17 protein-coding genes are annotated in these 16595 nt (G+C 66.4%); 10 read left to right on the top strand and 7 right to left on the bottom strand.

Annotation, left to right across the window (positions count from 1 at the left end; all coding sequences use genetic code 11):
• Positions 1–11 precede the first annotated feature (11 nt).
• A complete protein-coding gene (locus ACIGKQ_RS18830) occupies positions 12–497 on the top strand; it encodes a PPOX class F420-dependent oxidoreductase (protein ID WP_235722946.1) in 486 nt (161 codons plus the stop codon).
• A 3-nt stretch (positions 498–500) separates the two neighbouring features.
• Here ACIGKQ_RS18830 and ACIGKQ_RS18835 read toward each other — a convergent pair whose 3' ends face one another.
• Complete coding sequence (locus ACIGKQ_RS18835) at positions 501–1064, bottom strand: type 1 glutamine amidotransferase domain-containing protein (protein ID WP_235723048.1); 564 nt, start codon at positions 1062–1064, stop codon at positions 501–503.
• 105 nt (positions 1065–1169) lie between these two features.
• Between ACIGKQ_RS18835 and ACIGKQ_RS18840 the strand changes: the two genes are divergently transcribed.
• Positions 1170–2261: an FAD-binding oxidoreductase gene (locus ACIGKQ_RS18840; protein WP_266060633.1), complete on the top strand. Its 1092-nt coding sequence runs from the start codon at positions 1170–1172 to the stop codon at positions 2259–2261.
• Between the two features lie 31 nt (positions 2262–2292).
• On the opposite strand, the gene ACIGKQ_RS18845 is transcribed toward ACIGKQ_RS18840, so the two are convergent.
• Positions 2293–3513: a PucR family transcriptional regulator gene (locus ACIGKQ_RS18845; protein ID WP_396574665.1), complete on the bottom strand. Its 1221-nt coding sequence runs from the start codon at positions 3511–3513 to the stop codon at positions 2293–2295.
• A gap of 109 nt (positions 3514–3622) precedes the next feature.
• Here ACIGKQ_RS18845 and ACIGKQ_RS18850 point away from each other — a divergent pair, with 109 nt between their 5' ends.
• Positions 3623–5134, top strand: a complete 1512-nt coding sequence (locus ACIGKQ_RS18850; RefSeq protein ID WP_235722943.1) for an NAD(P)/FAD-dependent oxidoreductase — start codon at positions 3623–3625, stop codon at positions 5132–5134.
• A 12-nt stretch (positions 5135–5146) separates the two neighbouring features.
• Here ACIGKQ_RS18850 and ACIGKQ_RS18855 read toward each other — a convergent pair whose 3' ends face one another.
• Positions 5147–5686 (bottom strand): hypothetical protein, encoded by a 540-nt coding sequence (locus ACIGKQ_RS18855; RefSeq protein ID WP_235722942.1) that lies wholly within the window; start codon positions 5684–5686, stop codon positions 5147–5149.
• 29 nt (positions 5687–5715) lie between these two features.
• Here ACIGKQ_RS18855 and ACIGKQ_RS18860 point away from each other — a divergent pair, with 29 nt between their 5' ends.
• The 3 genes from ACIGKQ_RS18860 (at position 5716) to ACIGKQ_RS18870 (ending at position 7835) form a co-directional block, all read left to right on the top strand.
• Positions 5716–6012 (top strand): hypothetical protein, encoded by a 297-nt coding sequence (locus ACIGKQ_RS18860; RefSeq protein ID WP_235722941.1) that lies wholly within the window; start codon positions 5716–5718, stop codon positions 6010–6012.
• 86 nt (positions 6013–6098) lie between these two features.
• Positions 6099–7424 (top strand): NAD(P)/FAD-dependent oxidoreductase, encoded by a 1326-nt coding sequence (locus ACIGKQ_RS18865; RefSeq protein WP_396574666.1) that lies wholly within the window; start codon positions 6099–6101, stop codon positions 7422–7424.
• Between the two features lie 90 nt (positions 7425–7514).
• On the top strand, positions 7515–7835 hold the full coding sequence (locus tag ACIGKQ_RS18870; protein WP_396574667.1) for a hypothetical protein: 321 nt from the start codon (positions 7515–7517) through the stop codon (positions 7833–7835).
• 22 nt (positions 7836–7857) lie between these two features.
• Here ACIGKQ_RS18870 and ACIGKQ_RS18875 read toward each other — a convergent pair whose 3' ends face one another.
• Entirely contained in the window at positions 7858–9879 is a 2022-nt protein-coding gene (locus tag ACIGKQ_RS18875) for an HNH endonuclease signature motif containing protein (protein ID WP_396574668.1), read from the bottom strand.
• 567 nt (positions 9880–10446) lie between these two features.
• Complete coding sequence (locus ACIGKQ_RS18880; RefSeq protein WP_266060642.1) at positions 10447–11226, bottom strand: sulfite exporter TauE/SafE family protein; 780 nt, start codon at positions 11224–11226, stop codon at positions 10447–10449.
• A 67-nt stretch (positions 11227–11293) separates the two neighbouring features.
• Between ACIGKQ_RS18880 and ACIGKQ_RS18885 the strand changes: the two genes are divergently transcribed.
• From ACIGKQ_RS18885 to ACIGKQ_RS18900, 4 genes are read left to right on the top strand one after another with little or no spacing between them, the layout of a single operon-like run.
• A complete protein-coding gene (locus ACIGKQ_RS18885) occupies positions 11294–11716 on the top strand; it encodes a CoA-binding protein (protein WP_396574669.1) in 423 nt (140 codons plus the stop codon).
• An 18-nt stretch (positions 11717–11734) separates the two neighbouring features.
• Positions 11735–12604 carry a hypothetical protein gene (locus tag ACIGKQ_RS18890; RefSeq protein WP_396574670.1) on the top strand — a complete coding sequence of 290 codons (870 nt, stop codon included), beginning with the start codon at positions 11735–11737 and terminating at the stop codon, positions 12602–12604.
• A 25-nt stretch (positions 12605–12629) separates the two neighbouring features.
• Positions 12630–13109: a hypothetical protein gene (locus ACIGKQ_RS18895; protein ID WP_396574671.1), complete on the top strand. Its 480-nt coding sequence runs from the start codon at positions 12630–12632 to the stop codon at positions 13107–13109.
• A gap of 22 nt (positions 13110–13131) precedes the next feature.
• Positions 13132–14535 (top strand): ClC family H(+)/Cl(-) exchange transporter, encoded by a 1404-nt coding sequence (locus tag ACIGKQ_RS18900; protein WP_266060647.1) that lies wholly within the window; start codon positions 13132–13134, stop codon positions 14533–14535.
• A gap of 11 nt (positions 14536–14546) precedes the next feature.
• Here the strand turns inward: ACIGKQ_RS18900 and ACIGKQ_RS18905 are convergent, their stop codons facing one another.
• On the bottom strand, positions 14547–15074 hold the full coding sequence (locus tag ACIGKQ_RS18905) for a DUF1697 domain-containing protein (protein ID WP_287014676.1): 528 nt from the start codon (positions 15072–15074) through the stop codon (positions 14547–14549).
• 342 nt (positions 15075–15416) lie between these two features.
• Entirely contained in the window at positions 15417–16550 is a 1134-nt protein-coding gene (locus ACIGKQ_RS18910) for a DUF4185 domain-containing protein (RefSeq protein ID WP_396574677.1), read from the bottom strand.
• Positions 16551–16595: the final 45 nt, after the last annotated feature.

Below are 16595 nucleotides of genomic sequence, written 5' to 3' on the forward strand. Positions count from 1 at the left end.
TGGTTGACGCCATGGCCAGAACAGTTGCGAAAGCCGATGCCGTCGACCGCACCGAACTCCTGGAGTTTCTGCGGTCACGTCACCAGATGATCCTGAGCACCGTTCGTGCCGACGGGACCCCGCAACTCTCGCCGGTCACCGGCGGCGTCGACCAGGACGGTCGCATCGTCATCTCCACCTACCCGGGCCGGGCGAAGGCGGTCAATATCCGTAACAACCCGGTGGCCAGTGTGTGCGTGCTGTCCGACGAGTTCAACGGGGCGTGGGTACAGGTGGACGGGCACGCCGAGGTACTCGACATGCCTGATGCCGAAGACGGCCTCGTCGACTACTTCCGATGCATCTCCGGAGAGCATCCGGATTGGGACGAGTATCGGGCCGCGATGCGGACCCAGGGCAAGTCGCTGATCCGGATCCGGCCGACCCGCTGGGGGCCGATCGCCACCGGCGGCTTCCCGGCCGATGTCGCCGAGCGTCTCGACGCCCAGGACGGCTGAACCTCAGGCAGGTGTCTTGGCGAACTCGATGGTGAGTTTTGCGTTGAACGCCGGGAGGTCGTCGGGATTGCGGCTGGTGATCAGCGTGTTCGGCCCCGATCGGCACACCACAACTTCCTCGTCCTGCCAGGTGGCTCCGGCATTGCGGAGATCGGTCTGCAGGCTGGGATAGGAGGTCATCGTGCGACCGCTCACCACACCGGCCTCGATGAGGGTCCATGGGGCGTGGCAGATCGCCGCCACGGGTTTCCCGGCGTCGAAGAACGCTTTCACGAACGCGACCGCGCTCGCATCGGTACGCAGGAAATCGGGATTGGCCACGCCGCCGGGCAAGACGAGCGCGTCGAAATCGTCGACGCGGGCGGTGTCGGTGGTGGCGTCGACGGTGAAGGTGTCGCCACGGTCGAGGTGATTGAACGCCTGCACCTCGCCGTCGGAGGTCGACACCAGTGTGGGGTTGCCGCTCACCGCCTCGACCGTCTTCCACGGCTCGGTCAGCTCCACCTGCTCGGCACCCTCGGGTGCGACCAGGAAGGCGATGGTGGTACCGGCGAGTTCCTCGGGCATGTCGGTTCCTTTCTCGACGATGGTCGAAATGGTCTGCGGCATCGGGTACCCGGGTGGACGAGCGCGCAAACCACGCAGGCGGGGTGGCGCGGGTAGCCTCAGGTCATGTCCGTCACGTCCGACGTTGCCGTCATCGGGGCCGGGATCATCGGCCTGTCGACGGCCTATCAGCTGTCCCGCCAGGGGTATTCGGTCACGGTGTATGAGGCGGGTAGGCCCGGATACGGACAATCCGCCGGGCAATCGCGCATCTTCCGCCACGCCCACGACGATCCGCGGTTGATCCGCCTAGCGGTGCGGGCGCGTGATCAGTGGCACGGGTGGTCCGACGACCTCGGTGTGACCACGGTGTCCGACGACGGTGCGTTGGCGTTGGGCGAGACGGCGGGACGTCGGCTGCCGTTGCTCCGTGAGGCCGGCGTGGCGGCGGAGGCGATCGATGCCGATGCTGTGGCCGAGCTGCTGCCGATGCTTGGTGCGTACGAGGGCACCGCGGTGTTCGACCCGGGTGGCGGTTCGATCGACACTCGGGCCGTCATCTCCGCGTTGGCCAGCCGGGTTGCCGACAGCATCGTCGGCGAGCAGGTGATCGCGACACATCGAGACGGCGACGGGATTGTCGTGCGAACGCCGACGACGCGGGGTGGTCACGGGTCTGTGGTGATCTGCGCGGGACGCGGCACCGCCGCCTTGGCGCGCGGAGCAGGGATCGCCGTGCCCGTACGTCTGGGAGCTCATGTGCGCGTGTCGTTCTCGGTGCCAGGCGAGACATCACGACTGCCGACGCTGCAGGACGGCAGCGGCCACTTCGGAGCCACCGGCGTATACGCGGCCGCCTATCCTGACCGTTCGGGATACGGTCTCGGATTGTCCGATCACGTCGACGCTAATGACGACGGCGCCATCGTCGACGGTGCACGTCTCGGTGAGTTGGCGGACGCGGCAGTCGAGTACGTAGGTTCGGCGTTGCCGGGGTTGGACCCCACGCCGCGTGAGATCGTGCACTGCTGGGTGACCACGTTGCCGTGGGGCGATGACGGGATGGCGATCTGGCGGGACGGTCCGGTCGTCGTGATGGCCGGGCACAACCTGTTCAAACACGCGCCGGTCATCGGCGAAGCGCTCACCCAGACGGTGATCAACGCAGCGGTACCGCACGACTTCAGGCCCGATCAGCTTCTCGGTGCCGCGGGTTGAGGCCGACCTCCCGCTTCGTCCATCGGTGACATCACCGATGTTCGACCGGGCGCCACCGTAGGATCTCCAGGGCTGCCGCCACATCGACCAGGTTCTCCGCCAGCGGGCGAGGCAGCAGCGTGTCGGCCCGTGCGATACGGCGGATCACCGTGTTGCGGTGGGTGTAGAGACGAGCCGCGGTCCGTGAGGTGTTGCATTGCTCGGCGATCCAGGTGCGGACCGTATCGACCGTATCGCGGTCGGCGGAGCCGAGTTCGCCGAGTGTGTCGGCAAGGAACTCGTCGGTGGCGACGTCGTCGGTGGTGAGCAAGGACACGAGCCGCAGGTCGTCGTAGTTCGCCACCTGGTGACCGTCGGGGTACCGGGCCATCAGGCGTTGGGTGGCCAGCGCCTGGAAGTGGCTGCGGCGGAAGCCGTCGAGGGAATGACCCGGCAGTCCGACGGCGATCCGCACTCCCGGGTGCTCGGGCAGTTCGCGCAGGTCAGGTGTCCGCGATTGCGGTAGCCACACCCACAGGGTCGAGGCGCTCGCCATGACGGTGAGGCGGTCGCGGCTGTGGTTCGACTTGGTCAGTGCGGCGGCCGCCGCTTCCAGGTCACGAGCGGCCGCGGCCCCCGGGTCGCTCCAGATGACCGCGGCCACCTGCGGTCCGTCGAGTCGGTGCCCGAGCTGGGATTCGGCGCGGGTCAGTGGGATCGGCGCTCCCTCCAGCAGCAGCGCGACGGTCTGTCGGCGCTCGGCGTGGGTGCCGCGTGTGAGGTCGGCGCGTTCGGCGGCCATCCGCTGCGACATGGCGCCGACAGTGTCGTCGATGAATGTCGAGATCGACAACGACGACACGTCGAGGAGCGCGCGGAGGTCGGCGGGATCGTCGGTGAGGTCGAAGCAGATCTCCATCCAGCGTCGCCACGCGACGCTCTGCGCCGTGCGGTAGGAGTCCAGCGATGACTCGCCGAGACCGCGTCGCACCAGGTCGCGGGCAGTGTCGAGGACCTCGCCACCGAGATTGACCGGTACCCGTAGCCCGGGATCACGCACGTTGGCCGCCGCCCAGTGCAGCATGTTGGCGATGTTGGTGCGGCGGGTGGCTTCGGCGAGCACCGGGTCGTCGGCGACAGCGGTCATCCGCACGCCGCCAAGTGCGGCGTCGTGCATCTCGCGAACCCACGAGTCGGGTGGGTTCAACGCGATCTCCGCGCCGCGGCGCAGCAACTCACGCACGCGGGGCGATATGTGTGGCCACTCGGACATGGCAACATTTTGCACCACTGAATGACCTGTGGAGTTGCAGATTGACCCTGGCGGTGTGGTCGTCGACTGAGCATGCTGGTAGCAACGCCTACGAGTACAGGAGCATCAGGTGACCACATCGAGCCCCGTCGACGGTGCCGCCGCCGTCGACACCGTCGACGTCCTCATCATCGGAGCCGGGATATCCGGTGTCGGCGCCGCGCGCTACCTCACCACCGAGCATCCCGCGAAGTCCTTCGCGATCGTGGAGGCGCGGGATGTCGCCGGTGGTACCTGGGATCTGTTCCGTTACCCGGGTATCCGGTCGGATTCCGATCTGTACACCTTCGGCTACGAGTTCAAGCCGTGGCGTGACAAACAGTCGATCGCCGATGCGCCGCACATCCTGGACTACCTGCACGAGACCATCGACGAGAACGGTCTCACCGACCTCATCCGGTACCGGCACAAGGTAATAGCCGCGGCATGGTCGTCGGCCGATGCGCGCTGGCTGGTCGACATCGACCGCACCGACACCGGCGAGCGGGTACAGATCAGTGCGCGCTGGATCTTCTGCGGTTCCGGCTATTACGACTACGACGACGGGTTCAGCCCGGACTTCGCCGGGCGGGAACGCTTCACCGGCCAGATCGTGCATCCGCAGCATTGGCCGGAGGACCTCGACTACGCGGGTAAGCGGGTGGTGGTGATCGGCAGCGGGGCGACTGCGGTGACCCTGCTACCCGCCATGGCCGACGACGCCGAGCACATCACGATGCTGCAGCGCACGCCGACCTACATCATCCCGTTGCCGCGGGAGGATGCGCTGGCCAACACGCTCAAGAAGGTGCTCGGTGACGAACGCGGCTACGCCCTGACCCGGCAGAAGAACGTCGCCCAGCAGCGGTTGATATTTGAACTGTGTCAACGATTTCCGAAGGCCGCCCGGCGTGTCATCCGAAGGATCAACGAGTCGCAGCTGCCTGACGGTTTCGACGTCGACAAGCACTTCAATCCGCCGTACAACCCGTGGGATCAGCGGCTGTGCGTGGTGCCCGATGCCGATCTGTTCCGCACCATCCGCAAGGGCAAAGCGTCGATCGTCACCGACCGGATCGACACGTTCACCGAGAACGGCATCCTGCTCGAGAGTGGTGAGGAGCTCGAGGCCGACATCATCGTGACCGCGACCGGCTTGAACATCAAGGTGATCGGTGGGATCGACCTCAGCGTCGACGGCAGGCCGGTGGCGCTGCCGGACACGGTGGTCTACCGCGGCATGATGCTGTCGGGGGTACCCAATTTCGCGCTCGCGATCGGCTACACGAATGCCTCGTGGACTCTCAAGATCGGCTTGCTGTGTGAGTACTTCTGCAAGCTCCTCGGATACATGGATGCGCACGGCCACGACAGCGTCTGGGCCGTCGCCGATCCTGATCTGCCGACGCGCCCGCTGCTCGATTTCGGCGCCGGCTACGTGCAGCGCGCTCTGGACACGCTGCCGAAGCAGGGGCCACAGGCGCCGTGGGTGATGTCGATGAGCTACTACGCCGATCGTCGGCTGTTGCGTGGTGATGTGGCCGACGACAATCTGCGGTTCGCGAAGGCGACCGATCGGGCTGGCGTGGCCGCCGGTGTCTGACGCACCGACGGCTCAGTGACTGTGTGCGAGTACCTGGATGCCGAGCACGATGAGACCGATCAGGACGAGGGTGATCAGGGCGGCGAGCTTCTGTAGCCAGGTGATCTGGGCCCGGCGTACCGCCAGCCAGCCGACCAGGCCGAGTACACCGATGTAGACGAAGCCCGCGATGAGCAGTGCGGTGTCGAGTTCCAGAATCCCGATCCAGGCGGCCACGATGAGCCCGAGAGGGATCGTCAGTGTGCCCAGCGCGTTCGTCGAGATCCGGACCAGGGTGCGGAAGTCCCTGCCGTGCGGGAATTGCCGGTGCACGGCGAGGTGGGCGATGCCGTCGGAGGCGAAACCGGCCAGCACCACAGCCAGGACGCCCAGCGCCAGGATCTCGAAGGCGTATGCGGCGCTGTGGTGCCCGGCGCCGTTGTAGAGAACCAGCACGATGGCCAGTCCGGTGAAGCTGGCGTAGACCCGTTCCTTGAGGTACATCGTGGCGATACGTTTGGGGTTGGTGAGGTCGTCGTCATCGATCGGATCGGCGGTACCCGTAGAGCTCATGTGCCAATTGTGAGCCTATTGTGGCCGTCATGCGCCTCAACCCCACAGTTCCGGTCTCTTCCCTCGGTTTGATCGGCGGCTATGCGGCCGCTCGATTCACCGGACGGCGTGAGCTCGGCGGCGTCGTCCTCGCCGCTACGGGCGCATGGTGCGCGCGGGAGTGGAGCCAGCAGGGGCCGGTGGTGACGGCAGGCCTGCTGGGCACGTACCTGGGCGCGTTCGGCGCCTCGCATCCGCTGGCGAAGAAGATCGGGGCATGGCCGTCTGTGGTGGCGGTGGCTGCCGCGACTGCCGGAGTCGCCTACGTCGCGACCCGGGAGTCGTGATTGGACCGGGTCGGCTGCGCTGGTGACACGCACTGGCGGCCCGGTTGGGCGATATCGTCGCGTGCTGTCTGGAACAATCGGTAAGCGTGTCTCGGCAGACGAACGCGACCAGTAAGCCTCATGTGGTGATTGTCGGTGCGGGGCTGGGCGGCCTGCAGGCGGCGCGCCGGCTCAAACGGGCCGATGTCCAGGTCACCGTGGTGGACCGCGGCACCAGTCATCTGTTCCAGCCGTTGCTGTATCAGTGCGCCACCGGTCTGCTGTCCGAGGGTGCGATATCGAGTCCGATCCGGCATCTGCTGCGGCGGCAACGAAACGCGAGCGTCGTCCTGGGCGAAGCCGATGCCGTCGATGCGCAGGCTCGCACGATTTCGGTGTGTCGACCGGATGAGTCGACGATGACGATCGACTACGACTACCTCGTGGTCGCGGTGGGTATGCGCACGGCCTATCACGGCAATGACTCGTTCGCGCAGTTCGCGCCGGGGATGAAGACTCTTGATGACGCGCTGGCGATCCGGCGGCGGATCATCGGTGCGTTCGAGGTCGCCGAGACGTTGCCCGACGCAGCGCAACGCCGGCCGTGGCTCACGTTCGCGGTTGCCGGTGGCGGGCCGACCGGTGTCGAGATCGCCGGCCAGATCCGTGAGCTGGCCACCCTGGCGTTGGAGGACGAGTTTCGGACCATCGATCCCACCGAGGCGCGAGTGTTGTTGCTGCACGGGGGTGATCGCGTGTTGCCGTCGTTCAGTCCGAAGCTGTCGGAGCGTGCCCAGCGCACTCTGGATGAACTCGGGGTGGAGACGGTTCTGGGCGTGCACGTGACCGACGTGACCGCCGAGGACGTCGAGACCACCAGCAAGGCCGAACCCCACGAGGTGGTGCGCTACCCGACTCGCACGACGCTGTGGACCGCCGGCGTCGAGGCGGTTCCGTTCGCCGGTGTGGTAGCTCGAGCCCTCGACGTCGAGCAGGACCGTGGCGGGCGTATCCCGGTCCAGGCCGATCTGTCCGTCGCCGGTCATCCGGAGGTATTCGTGGTGGGGGACATGAGTTCTCGCGACAAGCTACCCGGGGTGGCGGAGGTCGCGATGCAGGGTGGACGTCATGCGGGGGCCGTGATAGCGCATGTGGCGGCGGGAGGTACCGAACGGGAGCCGTTCAAGTACCGCGATTTCGGCAGTGCAGCGTATATCGCCCGCAGACATGCGGTGGTGGAGACCGGGAAGCTGAACCTGTACGGCTATCTGGGTTGGGTGGCCTGGGGCGTCATCCACATCGCGTTCCTCGCCGGGATGCGCAACCGCCTTGGCACAGTGATGAGTTGGAGTGCGACGCTGTTGACCGACTCGCGTCGGGAACGGGCGATCACGTTCGGGGACCCGGAGACCGCTCGGCAGCCCTATCGGTGAGGTGCTGCTCGGCGATTACCTCTGAGGTAGTGGTTTTCAGCCCTCGGTGAGCGGAGGATGGAGGCATCCGGTAGCTAGGAGGTTCCCGCGATGTCCCAGAGGTCGGTTCCTGTTCCCGCCCACGCGCCGACACCGTCGAGCCCGCGCTGGCTGACGATCGTGATGCGTTGTGACCGTTGGGGTTCGTACTGGTACATCGCTGTCGGCTTCTTGTTCGCGCCGGCATTGCTGATCCTCGACGCGTGGCCCGGCGCGGTGATGGTCGCCTGGGTGCTCATCTCATCGGCCGGTCTATGGCTGGGTCTGTTGGGGATTCTGATGGCATACGGACTCGCGAAAGTTCTCCGCGCGGGAGAGGAGATCTCCGAGGAATTCTGGTGGTCGCTGCTCGGGCGGCCACCGGGAGGCTGAGGCTTGATGGGCCCCTGCCCGGTCAGCGCGGGTAGGTGACGATGATCTGGCCGGTGCGGGCGTTGCGCCAGGTGATGGTGCGGTCGGTGTGCATGGTCGGTATCCACGGCCCGTCATGTTTGCGGTCGTGGTCGGGCCGGCATAGGGGTGCGAGGTTGAACGCCACGGTCCAGCCACCGGCCAACGGGTCGGCATGGCAGAACTTGTGCAGGTGGTCGAGTTCGCACTCCTCGGATGGTCGGCCGCAGTACGGGTAGCGGCAGCGCCGGTCGAGTTGGATGATCTCCGCCCGCAACGCGGCTGACGGCCTGTAGGTCAGTGCCCCCGGTGGTGGGGTGGCGAATCCGCCGTGCCCGGTCGGGTCGATCGGTGGGGCTGGTGTGCGGTTGCCGAAGATGATCAGTCCGCTGGCGGTACGGGTTTCACTCGGTCGGGCGGTGATGGTGGTGGCGTGTGGTGCGATTCGTGCGGCATGGGCGGGGTCGATGGCGCCGTAGCCCATCAGGCGGGTCGGGTCGAGACCGGTCGGGTCATGGAGCAGGGTCAGGCCAGGGACGACGAGGCCGGGATCGGCGTCCGCGTCCGAGTCGGAGTCGCTGTCGGTTTCGGCGGAGTCGTCGGCCGGTTCCGCATCGGCGACGTCGGTGTCGTGTTCGGCTGGTGGTGCGGTGATGAACTCTCGTCGCGGTTTCGGGGAGGGCGCGGCATCCTGAGTGGTGTCATCGGCATGGGTTCCGGTGCCGGATTGGCTACTCTCGCCGTTGTTGTCGATGTTCGAGTCGCTGTCGCTGTCGACGGCAGTGTCGTCGTCGAGGTCGGCGAGGGTGATCGGCTGTTCTTCTGCCGCGTCAGGCCCACCCGTCTCGGGTTCGTCGGCGGTCTGGCCGGATGCGCTGGCCTCGTCAGCCGTGCTGGTGTCGACCGACGAGTCGCGCTCACTGTCGGTGCGCTCACTGTCGGTGACCGAACTCGAGGTGGAATCCGTGGCCTGCCCCCGGCTGCTGGTACGAGTCTGGCGGGCGGGGCAGGTGTCGTCGCCGCAGTGGCAGCGTAGTTTCGCGCCGGGGGCTTTGATGATTTCGGCGAACGCGGCGACGCGTTGGGCTTTGATGCTGCGCCCATCACGGCGACACACCCGTCGTCCGATGAGGGCGCTGATGCGGTCGCGCAGGTGTACGCCGTGTTCGGCGGGGATGCAGGCATCGACGGTCATGTGCCCGAACGCTTCGTTACCGATCGTCACATTCCCAAACAAGTCGGTGATGTCATCGCGCGTCTGGGCGGCTCGATCGGGGTCGAGGCTGATGATGATGGCGTCGAGATCATCTCGCAGGGCGGTGTCGGTGGTGGGTCGGCTGGCCAGATCGAGCACCACATCATCGAAATCCCACGGCTCATCCTCGTCGGCATCGTCGGCGGCGGGATCGTCGGTGGCGGCAGGGTCGGTCTCGGACGCAGCATCATCGGAGCCGCCATCATCAGTGCCGTCGCCGTCGGTGCGCTCACCATCGGTGCCGGCGTCGAGGTCAGATTCGGGGTCGTCGAGGTCGAGGGTGAGTTCCTCGTCGACATCCTTGCTCTCGGTGTCGGGTTCGTCGGTGGTTTCGGCGTTGTCGGCGAGTTCGCCGAGTCGTGCTCGCAGGTCGCCGGTGGGGCCGGTGGCGGCGCCGCGGATGGCCACACCCAGCCGGTGAGGTCTCAAATCGCCGGCGCGGAAGGCGTCACGGATCTTGGGGTGTTCGTCGAGTAATTCGTCGAGACCGACCCATTCGCCGGCTTGACGTCGAGAAATACCCAACTGCAGCGAGATTTCGCCTTTCGCGGCCTTGTCGGCGGCGTTGCGCACTCGGTTCGGAACGAAATCGTTGTACCCGGCCAGGCGCTCGTTGTAGGTGGATTGCCCGATCTGGCGGGCGATCTGCATCGCGATGGCTTGAGCTTGATTACTCAACCGCAACAAATCGCGACCATGCTGCGCCAACTCATCGAGACTACTGGAGGCCAGCAGAGCGTCGTCGGCGGCACGGTCGGTGAAGGTGAACACAAGACGCTCCTTTCCAGCGAAGACAGTCTCTGAGGTCGGGATGGGTTGGCGGGGGATCGAACTGCTATCAGACTATCGGGTGGGTCTGACAACTTTGGTGCGCTGCAAGTGGGCTGTGGATGGACTTGTTCGGCGACGTGTTGGGTTCAGGATAGCGGTGGGGTGTGACAGCTTTTCGTGGATGAGTGTGGTTGCGTGGGTGGACCCTTCGTGACGCGGCCTCGCAGGCTCGGACGCTCCTCAGGGATCAGGGGGCATCGCTTGTTCGTCGCTGCACTCTTCGTGATTCATGGCTAGTGCGTCCTCTCCGATTCTCTAGTGTTCGGGAAGCGCTGGTGGGGAATCGAACTGCTAACAGACTATCGGGTGGGTCTGACAACTTTGCGGCGCTGCAAGTGGGGTGTGGATGGACTTGTTCGGTGAGGTGTTGGGTTCAGGATAGCGGTGGGGTGTGACAACTTTTCGTGGGTGAGTGTGGTTGCGTGGGTGGACCCTTCGTGACGCGGCCTCGCAAGCTCGGTCACTCCTCAGGGGCTAGGGGTAGGTGCGCACAGGGGCACCTGCGGCTCACGCGAGCAGTCTCCAGAGGCCGACGAGGCCGACGACGACGATCACGCCGCGCAGCACGGGCGGGGACAGGCGTCGACCGTAACGGGCGCCGATGAATCCACCGATCAGCGATCCGATGGCGATGACAGCGGCTGCCGCCCAATTGATTCGATCGAACGCGACGAGACTGTAGACCACGCCGGCAACGATATTCACCACCAGTGACAGCAGGTTCTTGGCGGCGTTCATCCGCTGTAGGTGGTCGGGAACCACCACACCCAGCACGCCCATCAGCAGAATGCCTTGCGCTGCAGTGAAGTAGCCGCCATACACACCGACGGCGAAGGTGGCGATCGCCATGGTCGCGATGCGTGGGCCACTCAACGGGGCCGGATGATCGGCGGGGCCGACCGAACGTCGACCGACCCACTTCTGAATCCATGGCTGGGCCACCACGAGGATCAGGGCGGCGACGAGAAGCACGGGGACGACCGACTCGAAGACCGTCTCGGGCAAGTGCAGCAGCAGCCAACAGCCCAGAATCGCGCCGGTGAACGATGCCGGGATCTGCCACCGCAACTGGCTCCACTGGCCCTCCAGCTCCCGGCGATACCCCCACGTCCCGGACACCCCGCCGGCGACGAGTCCGACCGCATTGGACATCGTGGCGGTGACCGGTGGCACGCCGAAAGCGACGAGGGTGGGGAAGGTGATCAGCGTGCCGCTGCCGACCACCGCGTTGATGGCGCCCGCGCCGACACCGGCGAGCAGCACGGCGAGCAGTTCCCATGTCGTCACACCTCGAGCCTGCCCGATACCCGCACGATCGCCCTGCGCGGGTCCTGGGCACCACTAAGCTCGACGTATGAGCACAACCGATGAGGTAGTCGAACAGATTCTGAGTCGCTACGACACCATCACCGTGGTCGGCGCCAGCGCCAATCCGGCGAAGGCCGCCAACGAGGTGCCGGCGTACATGCAGCAACACGGCTGGCGCATCATCCCGGTGAATCCGCACGCGGACGAGATCGTGGGCGAGAAGGTGTACCGCACTCTCGCCGATGTCCCGGAACAGGTGGGTCTGGTCGATGTGTTCCGGCCGTCGCAGGACGCCCCCGAGGTCGCCCGCCAGGCAGTCGCGGCCGGCGCCACCGCCCTCTGGCTGCAACTCGGTATCGCGTCCGCAGAAGCACGTGCCATCGCCGAACACGCCGGACTGCTCTACGTCGAGGACCGCTGCCTCATCATCGAACAGCGCCGTACCGGTCTGGTACCCGCGACTTCCTGATCGCCCGCGCCGACCATCGTGCATCTCGATATCGCGGGCGCGGCCAGCGGTAGTCACCTTCCGCTGTTCTTGCTGTTCCTGGCGTTCTCGCTGACCTTCCTCGTCACCCGGACCATCACCCGGCTGATCCGCGCCGGCCGTGGCCCGTTCCGCAACAACGTGCGCGGTGGAGTCCACATCCACCACGCGGTGCCGGGGATCATCCTCACCGTCGTGGGTGCGTTCGCGTCCGTCGCCGCCGACGGCGCATCCCCGGGTGCGGAGATCAGTGCCGTGGCCATCGGGATCGGGACATCGCTGGTGCTCGACGAGTTCGCGCTCATCCTTCGCCTCGAAGATGTGTACTGGTCGCGCGAAGGCCAGTTGTCGGTGCAGGTGGTGTGCCTGACGGTCGCCGGACTCGGAATGGCCGTGTTGGGCATCGACCCGCTGACCGAGGTCGACACCGGCGATTCCTTTCGGATCGGACCGATCGCCTTCTCGATCCCGTTGGTCCTACATCTCATCTGTCTGCTGGCATGCGTGGCCAAAGGCAAGTACTCGACGGCCGCGATCGGCGCCTTCATCCCGCCGGTCGCCTGGGTGGGCGCGATACGTCTGGCGCGGCCGGGATCGCGCTGGGCGCAGCGGCGCTACTCGCCGGCCAAGACGGCTCGCGCACGCAGTCGCGCCCAGAGATTCGACTCCCGCTACGGCGCCTGGGGGCTGGATGTGGAGGACCTCGTGGCCGGACGACCCACCAACACCGGCACAGATACTGCCGGAGAGACTGCCGCCACTAGTGCCATCGGTGCCCCGCACCGGGCGGATTCGCGACCGGAACTCGCGGCCGGCCCTGCTGGGGATAGTCTCGAAGAATGGCAGAGCACACCACGCCGAAAGGGCTGACGACACCGAGAGCGAGGTGCGCGGCATGATTGCTTTCGTGGTCATCGCGATCACGGTCGTGATGGCACTGTTCATACTCGTCGGCGCGGCCTGGTTCGCCTGGGACTCCGACAAAAGGGTCAAGAGGTTCGCGCGGTCCACCGACCTCGTCCCGGGCAGGCCCGGCCGCGCGCCCGCATCCTGGACGACGGCGACGTCGACGGAAGCGCTGCTGCATCGGCGAATTCGCTACGCCATCGCCGACGTCCACGCCAATCCGGCGATCCCGCACTACCCCGATCTCGTCGCCGCGCGAGATCGCCTCGACGACGCGGTGTTCGGTCTCGACGACAAACTGATCGCCGCCTCCGATATCGCAGATGACGAGGAGAAGACCGCGCGCTTGTCGTCGGCCGAATCGGCGGTGGTAGTCCTCGAAGAACTGCCCAAGAAGCTGTGGGAGGCACCCGAGGACAGCCAACTCGCGGATATGGAGAAGGTGACCTCCGCGCTCGAGCGCGCATGACCGGCCCGGCAGGAGTCGTTTGATGACCCCCGACGACGATCGGCGGCCCGACGACCCACCTCATGAGCACAGCGTCGAGGAGGAAGTCGACGGTGACGCCGGCGTCGACGACGCCATCCTCACCGGTCGCACGTTGTGGGTCATCCTGTTGCTGGCCGCCGGTGCCGGCGCCGTGGCCGGCTTCCTTGGTGGAGCCTTTCGGTGGACCCTCGACCTCGTCGACGACTGGCGCGCCGAACTCATCGAGTGGTCGCACACCCATCCGGGGTGGGGGTGGCTGATCCCGGTGGCGGTGGCCGGTGTCGCCGCAGCGGCCGCCGCCGGCATCGCGCGATGGCAACCGTTGTCGGCCGGCAGCGGCATTCAGCACGTCGAGGCCGTCGACCGCGGCGAGGCCGACCCGCCACCACTGTCGGTGGTGCCGGCGCGTTTCGTCGGCGGTGTGTTGTCGATCGGTGCCGCCGGCATGGTGCTCGGTCGAGAAGGACCCACCGTTCACATGGCCGCGGCGGTCGGTGCGGCCGCGGGCCGCCTGGCCCGATTGGCCGCCGAGGAGATCCGGCTGCTGCAGACGGTGCTGTCCGGCACGGGCCTGGCGGTCGCCTTCAACGCGCCGATCAGTGCGGTGTTCTTCATCTTCGAAGAGGTCACCAAGACATTCCGGCTCCGCGAGGGCATCGTCACCATGGTCGCGGTCGCCATCGGTGTCGGTGTCAGCCGGCTGGTGCTCGGCGATGAACCGGACTTCCGGCACGTCGCGTCGGTGTCGTCGCCGCCGCTGACCACCGTGCCGATCTTTGTGGTCTTCGGCCTGGTGGTGGGTCTGATGGGGGTGCTCTACAACCGCCTCATCCTCGCCTGCCTCGACCTCTTCGACATCATCAGTCGCGTACCCGCAGTGGTGAAGGCGGGCGTGGTCGGCGCCGTCGTCGGGTCGCTGCTCATCGCGGACCCGACCGTCGGCGGTGGTGGTGAGGCGCTGGCCGGACTGATCCTCACCGGACAGCAGTTCGCGCTACCAGTGGTGATCCTCTACGTCGTGGTGCGATTCATCGCCGGCCCGATCTCGTACTCGGTTGGCACCCCCGGCGGCATCTTCGCACCGATCCTGGCACTCGGTGCGCTCGTCGGGCTGGTCGCCGGCCGGGTCACCCAGGTGATCGTGCCGGGTCTCGACGAGGATCTGACCATCGCTTTCGCATTGGTGGGGATGGCCACCCTGTTCGCGGCAATCGTGCGCGCCCCGTTCACCGGGCTCGTGCTGGTCATCGAGATGACGGCCGTCACCTCGGTCACCATCCCGATGCTGGTGTCGGGGGCGATGGCGGTGGTCGTCGCCTCCGCGTTGCGGTCGCCGCCGATCTACGACGCGTTGCGGGTGCGGATGCTGCGCAAACACGAACAAGCCGAGCGCGCACCGGGATAGCGCCTCGCCGGTCAGTCGTCGGCGAGTTCGATCAGTTGCCCGATGGTCTTCAGGTTGCGGCCGGTGCCCTGCACCCCGAGTCCCTTGGCGATGACCGGCGCGGTGAGCTTGGAGACGCCCGCACCGTCGGCATAACGGATGTGCAGGTCGTCGCCGATGACGCGGAATTCGTCGGAGCCGAAGGAACGTTCGGCGAAGGCATCCACCTTGTCGGGTTCGGGCTTTCCCGCCAAGCAGTAGACGTAGGAGTACTTGGCGTCGAGGATCTCGAATGGATGGGCGTCGAGGGCGCGCACCAATTCGTCCCGGGACCTGCTGATGACCTCGCGGAAATAGCCGAAACGCTTGGTGATCGCTTGCTCCAGCGCCCGGTCGAAATCGCCGGGTTCACCGGGTGGACAACAGATCAGATTGCCGGATGCGATGTAGGTGCTCACCTCGGTGGCGCCGAGTTCGGTGGCCATCGTCCGCAGATCCGCCATCGGCAGTTTCGCGCCTCCCACGTTGATCGCGCGGATCAGCACCACCCGAGTCGACATCACACTCCTGTTCGCAGAACCGGCGTCCCGCGTGAGACGCTCGGTGTCAGATGACCGTCGGTCGCGGTGGTGGTTCCGGTTCCGGCGGCCCGGGCTGGGGAATGGGTTCCGGCTCGGGCACCGGGATCGGTGGTTCGGGTGGCGGCTCGGGGATGGGTTCCGGTGCCGGAACGGGTTCCGGGGGCGGTGGCGGGGGTGGAACCGGTTGATTCATGGTCACTCCTCAGCGTGAGCGGATGCCGAACTGACTGGTGACGTGCCGCGTGCTGGACGTGCCACACGCTCGACGTTACGCCGATGCCCCCACCCCGGCCATGCGATCGGTCGAGTCGCCGTCGGTTGTCAACGGACCTTCGCGAGATCGGTGCGGATCAGCATCACGTTGTAGTCGTCCCATCGGGACGCCACGAAATACAGCTGCTGTCCGGTCGCACGAGGATGGATGTAGGGCGCGTACAGGCCCTTGGTCTGGGCGGCCGGCACGATCACCTTCGGGCCGCTCCACGGACCCACCGGTGTCGGCGAGGTCCGCATCATGATGCGGCCGGTCTGTTCGGTGAGCATCACGAATCGCTTCAGAAAGGTGTTGTACGCCACCGACATCTCGCTGACCGGCTGTCCGACGATGGGCGCCGCGGCGGCCGGATTCGCCGACCACGTCCCGCCACCGCGGTAATACTGATAGCGGCCCAGATCGAGAATGTCGGCGGGACGGACCCGGGCGACGAAGGCAGCGCCGAATCGTCCACTCGGAGTGCCGTACTGATAGACGTAATCACCCGACCGCAGGAATGCGCCCATCTGGAAACGCCCGTGCCCGGCGGCGATCTGGCGAACCCCGGGGATGGTCACACCGGCGTTCATCCGGATGGTGCGATTGTCGGTGACCCAGGTCTGTCCGTTGTCACGCGACACTGCGATCGCCGAGTACCCGGTTGCCCACCGGCCGGGCGAAAGCCACCGACGGATGGACATGTAACTCAGGTACTGGACACCGTTGATCGCGATGCCGCCCGTCGGGATCTTGCCGACCTCGATGTTGCGAACCCCGATCGCGTTGAACATGGGTTGGGCGAATGTCGGATGCTGGGGTGTCACCGACGCTCCCGACCGCACTGACCCGGGGACGGCGTCCGGGAAGGTGATGCCCTTGTCCAGGTTCGCGTCTGCGTCGCTGCGCAGCAGGGTGTTGTGGCGCCACACCATTTGCCCCGCGCACCGACCCCACGTGTCGCCGAAGGCCATCAACACCTGACCGGACCCGTTGTCCCACGGCACCCCGACGTCGGTGGCGGTGATGGAGAACCGCTGATCGGTACGGTTGCGGCTGCGCGGTCCGGTGACCCACGCGACGGCGGTGCTGGCACCCCGCAATCTGGCCAGCGGTCCTTGTGGTTTCTTGCCGTTCGCGCGGTAACTGCCTAAGCCTCGATCCACCGATCGGCTTTTTAAAGTGTCGTGAAAGGTGTTGAGCACCTTTGGCCCGGGTGGCGGGCGCGTGGGAGTTGCCGATCTCTGATG

It is taken from the genome of Gordonia sp. NPDC062954 (assembly GCF_044543825.1).
Taxonomy (GTDB): Bacteria; Actinomycetota; Actinomycetes; order Mycobacteriales; family Mycobacteriaceae; genus Gordonia; species Gordonia tangerina.